5 protein-coding genes are annotated in these 6,594 nt (G+C 68.3%); 2 read left to right on the forward strand and 3 right to left on the reverse strand.

All coding sequences use genetic code 11. From position 1 onward, the window contains the following. Positions 1-366: 366 nt before the first annotated feature. On the reverse strand, positions 367-2,682 hold the full coding sequence (gene katG / locus WBA11_RS03805; protein WP_424519400.1) for a catalase/peroxidase HPI: 2,316 nt from the start codon (positions 2,680-2,682) through the stop codon (positions 367-369). A gap of 405 nt (positions 2,683-3,087) precedes the next feature. Here katG and WBA11_RS03810 point away from each other — a divergent pair, with 405 nt between their 5' ends. Then, a complete protein-coding gene (locus WBA11_RS03810; protein WP_424519396.1) occupies positions 3,088-3,573 on the forward strand; it encodes a hypothetical protein in 486 nt (161 codons plus the stop codon). A gap of 100 nt (positions 3,574-3,673) precedes the next feature. Here WBA11_RS03810 and WBA11_RS03815 read toward each other — a convergent pair whose 3' ends face one another. Further along, positions 3,674-4,192 carry a hypothetical protein gene (locus WBA11_RS03815; protein ID WP_424519397.1) on the reverse strand — a complete coding sequence of 173 codons (519 nt, stop codon included), beginning with the start codon at positions 4,190-4,192 and terminating at the stop codon, positions 3,674-3,676. 194 nt (positions 4,193-4,386) lie between these two features. Further along, positions 4,387-5,787, reverse strand: coding sequence for a class II fumarate hydratase (locus WBA11_RS03820; RefSeq protein ID WP_424519398.1), 1,401 nt, complete (start codon positions 5,785-5,787; stop codon positions 4,387-4,389). Between the two features lie 144 nt (positions 5,788-5,931). Between WBA11_RS03820 and panC the strand changes: the two genes are divergently transcribed. Next, positions 5,932-6,594 (forward strand): pantoate--beta-alanine ligase (gene panC, locus WBA11_RS03825; RefSeq protein ID WP_424519399.1); only part of this gene is annotated, 663 nt, incomplete at its 3' end.

Below are 6,594 nucleotides of genomic sequence, written 5' to 3' on the forward strand. Positions count from 1 at the left end.
CCTCGAGGCCGCTTGCAAAGTCCCCTCTCCTGTGGGAGAGGGTCAGGGTGAGGGGTTTCCGGTCTCTGGTCGGCCTTGAGGTTGCACACCACACCGCATGGGTCCCCGCCTTCGCGGGGATGACTCATGGGGAGGAGTACGTCCACCTGTGGACGACCCAATCGGCCAGCGCGTCCGACCACACGGTTCGTCGGTTGACCTCGAGGACGGAAACGGCTGACCGGCCTCGAGGTCGGTCACGGTCCCAAGCGCGTCGTCCTCGAGGACGACGCAACGAAAACCGGCGCCACGAACAGAGTCCGTGGCGCCGGTGAAATCAACGCAGCGTCCTCGAGGACGGAGACCCAACCTCGAGGACGAGCGCCGCTAGCAGATCGACATGGCCGCCTCGCGCTCGGCCGGCACGTCGTAGCGGTCGAGCATCATCACCTTGTGCCAGGCCGCGACGAAGTCCTTGACCAGGCGCTCGTGCCCGTCGTCGGCGGCGTAGACCTCGGCGACGTTGCGGAGCACGGCGTTGGCGCCGAACACCAAGTCGCAGCGCGTGGCCGTGAACGCAGTCTCGCCCGAGTCGCGGCCGACGACGTCGAACGTCATCTGCCGTGCGTCGCGCGGCTTCCACTCGTAGTCCATCGAGGTTACGACGCGGAAGAAGTCGTTGGTCAGTGCGCCCGGCTTGTCGGTAAAGACGCCGTGGTCCGAGCCGTCGGAGTTGACGCCTAGCACCTTGAGGCCACCGGTAAGCGCCGTCCACTCGGGCGCCGATAGTGTCAGGAGCGCGGCCCGGTCCAGGAACAAGTGCTCCGGCGCGATGCCGTACTCGACCTCGTCGTTGACGTAGTTGCGGAACCCGTCGACGACCGGCTTGAGCCACTCGAAGCTCTCGCCGTCGGTGTGCTGCTGGGTCGCGTCCATGCGACCGGGTACGAACGGGACCTCGACCTCGAGGCCGGCGTCGCGCGCCGCCTTCTCGACGGCGGCGGCTCCGCCCAACACGATGAGGTCCGCCATCGACACCTTCTTGCTGCCCGACTGCGCATCGTTGAACGCGGTCTGGACGTCCTCGAGGACGTCCAGCGTGTTCGCGAGCTGGACCGGGTTGTTGACGGCCCAGTTCTTCTGGGGCTCGAGCCGGACGCGGGCGCCGTTGGCGCCGCCGCGCTTGTCACTGTCGCGGTACGTCGAGGCCGAGGCCCACGCTGCCGATACGAGTGCCGAGACGCTTAGGCCGCTGTCCAGGATCTTAGCCTTGAGATCGGCGACGTCCGGCGCGTCCACGGTCTCGTGGTCGAAGGCCGGGATCGGGTCCTGCCACGGCAGCACGACGTCGGGGACTTCAGGCCCGACGTAGCGGTCCACCGGTCCCATGTCGCGATGCGTCAGCTTGTACCAGGCGCGAGAGAACGCGTCGGTGAAATAGTCGAAGTCGTTCAGGAAGCGCTCGCAGATCTCGCGGTAGGCCGGGTCTTGCTTGAAGGCGATGTCGGCCGTCGTCATCATCAGCGCGTGCTCGACGCCGGGCAAGTGGGCGTCGGGCGTCTTGGGCGCGTCGTCGCGGACGGGCGTCCATTGGAGCGCGCCGGCCGGACTCGTCGTCTTCTCCCACTCGAGGTCGAGCAGGTTCTCGAGGTAGGCGTTGTCCCACTGCGTCGGGTTCGGGGTCCAGGCGCCCTCGATGCCGTTGGTCGAGGTGAACTCGGCGTTGCCGGTCCCGACGGGGTTGTGCCAGCCCAGGCCCTGGAGCGCCATGTCAGCGGCCTCGGGCTCGCGTCCGATCTTGTCGGCCGGGACGGCGCCGTGCGACTTGCCAAACGCATGTCCGCCCGCGACGAGGGCGACGGTCTCCTCGTCGTTCATCGCCATGCGCGCGAAGCTCTCCCGGATCTCGCGGGCCGAGTCCATCGGGCTGCCGTTGCCGCCCGGCCCCTCGGGGTTGACGTAGATGAGCGCCTGGTGCGACGCCGCAACCGGGTTCTCCAGGTCCCAGTACTCCTCCTTCGGGCTGCCCTTCCAGCGCTCGTCGAGGTGGACCTGGCGCTCGGGCTGCGAGTCGCCGGGGCGCCAGCCCTCGGGGCCCCAATACGTCGAGTTGTCGGCCTCCCACGCGTCGACGCGGCCGCCGGCGAAGCCGAACGTCGGGAAGCCCATGACCTCGAGGGCGACGTTGCCCGTCAGGACCATGAGATCGGCCCAGCTGATGGAAGCGCCGTACTTCTGCTTGATCGGCCAGAGCAGCCGGCGCGACTTGTCGATGTTGCCGTTGTCCCACCACGAGCTGAGCGGGGCGAACCGCTGCATCCCCAGTCCGGCTCCACCGCGGCCGTCGGCGATGCGGTAGGTGCCGGCCGAGTGCCAGGCCATGCGGATCATCTGCGGCCCGTAGTTGCCGTAGTCCGACGGCCACCAGTCGACGGACGAGGTCATGAGCGCCCGGAGGTCGGCCTTGAGGGCGTCGTAGTCGATCTGGGAGAACGCCTGGGCGTAGTTGACGTCGCGGAGGGCGTCGGCCTGGGGCGGGTTCTGGTGCAGGGCCTCGACCTTGAGGCGCTGGGGCCACCAGTGGTCGAGTTGGGGCTCGGAGCCGGTCGCGCCGCCGACGCGCGTGCCACGGAACGGGCAGGCGCCCTGGGTCGCGGCGCGGCCCGTCACCTTGGTCGTGGTGTCGTGGCCGCCATTCGTCATGTCGACGTGTCCGTGAGCGCCGTCGCCGCTGTGTCCGTTCGTGTGAGTGGGCTGATTCATCAGGAGTCGCTTGGTGTCTGAAGAGATGATGGACGCAAAGTCGGCAGAGCGCTGGAAGAAGTCATTACAGATCGCGTCCGTTCTGGAATCTCCGCTCCATGCCGCACAGGCCGAGCGCCTCGGCCGCTCCGTCCTCGAGGTCGCGTGTAGAACCTCTCGAGACGCCGCCCTGTCGCGCCCCCGATTGTGGGGGTAGCTCCTCGTCGCTCTCGCCACGCTGCGGCCTCTGGTGCCACCGGTCGTCATTCTCGCACCGCTTGCGAGAGGGCAGGAGCGCTGTAGACGTCCGTTCTGGGCAAGCGTAGAGTCGTCCTCGAGGCCGAGCCGGCTTGTAGCTTGGCGGGCATGAAGTGGCTTCTCGCGTCCGTAGTCGTCTTGGTGGTCGCCGTCGGCCTCGTCGTGCTGACGGCCGGTAGCGAGCCCGCCGGCCCGCCCTCGACCGACACGCACTCGAGCGAGATCGCCGCCCTCGAAGACCGGCGCGCGTTCGTGACGGAATACCTCGGCCCGCTGCCCTACGCCGACCTCGAGGACGGGGCTGCGCCCGACTCGGCCCTGGTCTTCCACGTCGCGTACCAGAACAACAACGGCGGCATGGTGCCCGGCCCGTCGGACTGGACGACGAAGGTCGTCGCGCGTGTCCCAACGGACTCCCTCGAGGTTTGGCTCCGCGGACTCGAGCGAGCGGACGGCCTCGATACGTCGTGGCTTCGCGAGCTAGGGCCGGGACCCCGCGTGGACGGCATCGACGAATGGTACGGCGGCCCGTTTCGGATGGTCGGGTTGGACCGGGAGCGTGGCGTCGTCGCGGCCTACGCCTCGACGATGTAGCTCTCGTCCTCGAGGGCGGCGCCCTCGAGGACGAAGGGTCGACGCGCCGCGTGCAGTCTTCCTACGGGTCCCCGATCGCTACCTCCGACTCGGTGCCCAGCTACCAGCTACACGCTGCGGCGTTCGGGTTCGTTGGGCTGGAGCCGTCAGACCCGCCGTCGGACCAGTCGCCCTGGTCCCTGATGCTCGCCCGCGTCACGATGCAGTCTTCGGACGGGCCGAACACGTGGACCTCGACGCGGGGGTCTCCCGACGAGAGCGGGATCTTGTGGATGTGCAGGAACGGGTGCTCCGTATCTGCGGCGACGTAGCGGACGACGCCCCCAGAGACGATGCCGGACCGCTCGAACCCTTCCCAGGTGTCGGACCTGTCTTCTCTGTACCCGAGAGCCCCCATGTCGAGGCCGGCAAACGCCGCCGCGTCCTGGCCGGCGCCGCCCATGGCCGAGGGCTTCTGATAGAACGCGATGATGTCGCCGGAGAGGGCGACGCCCATCTCCGTGTACCGGTCGAACTCGGCCTTCTGCTCGTTCTCCGCGAACGCGCTGACGCCGACGACGACAGCCAGGCCCACGATGACGATCGCGAGCACAAGGAGGAGAAGTTGCTGCTGGCCCATCTCGTCGTGTGAGGAGTGACGTCACAACCCGGACAAGGACTGTGCCTCACCAATTGCCCGCTCGGATCGGCGCCGACGGGTGACGTCCTCACCCGTCAAACCCGCGATCAGCCGTGCGACGGGTGGGGAGACACGGAACGGGCCGTTTCGCTGCTACATGGAGCGACGCTCTAGCCACTGATGCGGCGAGAGCGCTACGCGCCTGGAATCCCAGGCTCCGTCATGCTGCGCACGTCCAAGACCTCGTCGATCCGGTCGGCCGAGATAACGCCCATATCGAGCGCCACGTCGCGGACGCTCCGACCCTCCGCGGCGGACTTTTTCGCCACCTTCGAGGCCGTGTCGTAGCCAATCTCAGCGTTCAGCGCCGTCGCGATCGACGGGTTCAGGAGCAGGAGCTCGCGAGCGCGCTCGCGGTTGGCCGTGATGCCCTCGAGGCACCGCTCGCGGAACGCATCCAAGACGCCGGACAGCGACTCGATAGACTCGAGCATCGCGTGGGCCATGACGGGCATCATGACGTTGAGCTCGAAGTTGCCGTGCTGGCCGCCGACGGTAATCGTGACCGCGTTGCCCATGACCCGCGCGCCGACCATCATCATGGCCTCGGACATGACGGGGTTCACCTTGCCCGGCATGATCGACGAGCCGGGCTGGATGGCCGGGAGCTGGATCTCGCTCAGACCGGACGTCGGGCCGGAGGACAAGTGGCGGATGTCGTTCGCGATCTTCATCAGCGAGACCGCGACCGTGTTGAGCGCGCCGGCCGCGAACACGTAGGCGTCCTTCGCCGCCTGGGCCTCGAAGTGGTTCTCGGCCTCGTGGAAGCTGAGCCCGGTGATCTCGGAGATCTGCTCGATCGCTTTGGCAGGGAAGGCCTCGGGCCGGTTGATGCCCGTACCCGTCGCGGTGCCGCCCAATGCCAACTCCGACAGTTCGGCGCTCGCGCCCTCGACGCGCGAGATCCCCTTGCGGACCTGGGCCGCGTACCCGCCGAACTCCTGGCCGAGCCGGACCGGCGTCGCGTCCATCAAGTGCGTGCGTCCCGACTTGACCACGTCGTCGAACTCGTCGGCCTTCGCGTCGAGGGCGTCCGCGAAACGACGGAGCGCCGGGAGAAGATCGGCCTCGAGGGCGACGCGGGCCGCGACGTGCATCGAGGTCGGGATGACGTCGTTGGACGACTGGCCCATGTTGACGTCGTCGTTCGGGTGGACGCCCTTCGAGCCGAGCTCGCCGCCCGTCGCCCGGGTCGCGACGTTGGCGATCACCTCGTTGGCGTTCATGTTCGTCGACGTGCCCGAGCCCGTCTGGAAGATGTCGAGCACGAACTCCGCGTCGAGGTCACCGGCCCGGACCTGCAAGGCCGCGGCCTCGATGGCGTCGGCGGTCTCGCCCTCGAGCAAGCCGAGGCTCTTGTTGGCCCGTGCCGCGGCGGCTTTGACCGTTCCGATGGCCTCTATAAAGCGCCGCGAGAAGCGGAGCGACGAGATCGGGAAGTTCTCTTTCGCGCGCTGGGTCTGAGCGCCGTAGAGGGCGGAGGCGGGGACGCGGACGTCGCCGAGGGAGTCAGTTTCGATGCGGACGTCGGACATGGGGCGGATCGTGGACGAGTGTAGGAGTTGACGTGGGGCGTAGTCGCCCTCGAGGACGTACCGAGTGGAGCGAGGCGGGTTCGGAGAGGAACTGCGAACTTGCGGACTCAGAGCACCTGCTCGATCACTCGTCCACCGACCCATTTGTCCGCTCGCCCGCTTCTCGTCTCGACCATCCCCGAGATGCACGCCGCCGCCGATGCGGCCCGCACCGCCGGCCGCCGGCTCGTCTTGGTTCCGACGATGGGCGCGCTCCACGACGGTCACCTGGCGCTCGTCCGAGACGCCCGCCGTCGTGCCGGCCCGGACGGCCACGTCACGGTCTCCGTCTTCGTCAACCCGACGCAGTTCGGGCCGGGCGAGGACTTCCAAGCCTACCCGCGCACGCTCGAGGCCGATCTCGACGCCCTCGAGGCCGCGGGCGGCGTCGACGCCGTGTTCGCGCCCTCGCCTCAGGAGATGTACCCGTTCGGGCTGCCGCCTTTCGCGACGGTCTCGGTCCGCGACCTCGACCGGCACCTGTGCGGCGCCTCGAGACCGGGCCACTTCCAGGGCGTCACGACGGTCGTGACGAAGCTGCTTTTGGCCTGTCGGCCGCACGTCGCAGTCTTTGGGCAGAAGGACGCGCAGCAACTCGCCATTCTCCGCCGAATGGTCGCGGAGCTCGGGTTCGGCCTCGAGGTCGTGGGGCATCCCATCGTGCGCGAAGCCGATGGGCTGGCGATGTCCTCGAGGAACCGCTACCTCTCGTCCGAGGAACGCAAACAAGCCATCGTCCTGTCCCAGGCGATCCGCGCAGTCGAGGCC

Source organism: Rubrivirga sp. (assembly GCF_049648075.1).
Taxonomy (GTDB): Bacteria; Bacteroidota; Rhodothermia; order Rhodothermales; family Rubricoccaceae; genus Rubrivirga.

Excerpts from the sequence above, each read along its gene's own strand:
- katG (WP_424519400.1), bottom strand. The coding sequence starts at position 2,682 with ATGACGAATGGCGGCCACGACACCACGACCAAGGTGACGGGCCGCGCC.
- WBA11_RS03810 (WP_424519396.1), top strand. The coding sequence starts at position 3,088 with ATGAAGTGGCTTCTCGCGTCCGTAGTCGTCTTGGTGGTCGCCGTCGGC.
- WBA11_RS03815 (WP_424519397.1), bottom strand. The coding sequence starts at position 4,192 with ATGGGCCAGCAGCAACTTCTCCTCCTTGTGCTCGCGATCGTCATCGTG.
- WBA11_RS03820 (WP_424519398.1), bottom strand. The coding sequence starts at position 5,787 with ATGTCCGACGTCCGCATCGAAACTGACTCCCTCGGCGACGTCCGCGTC.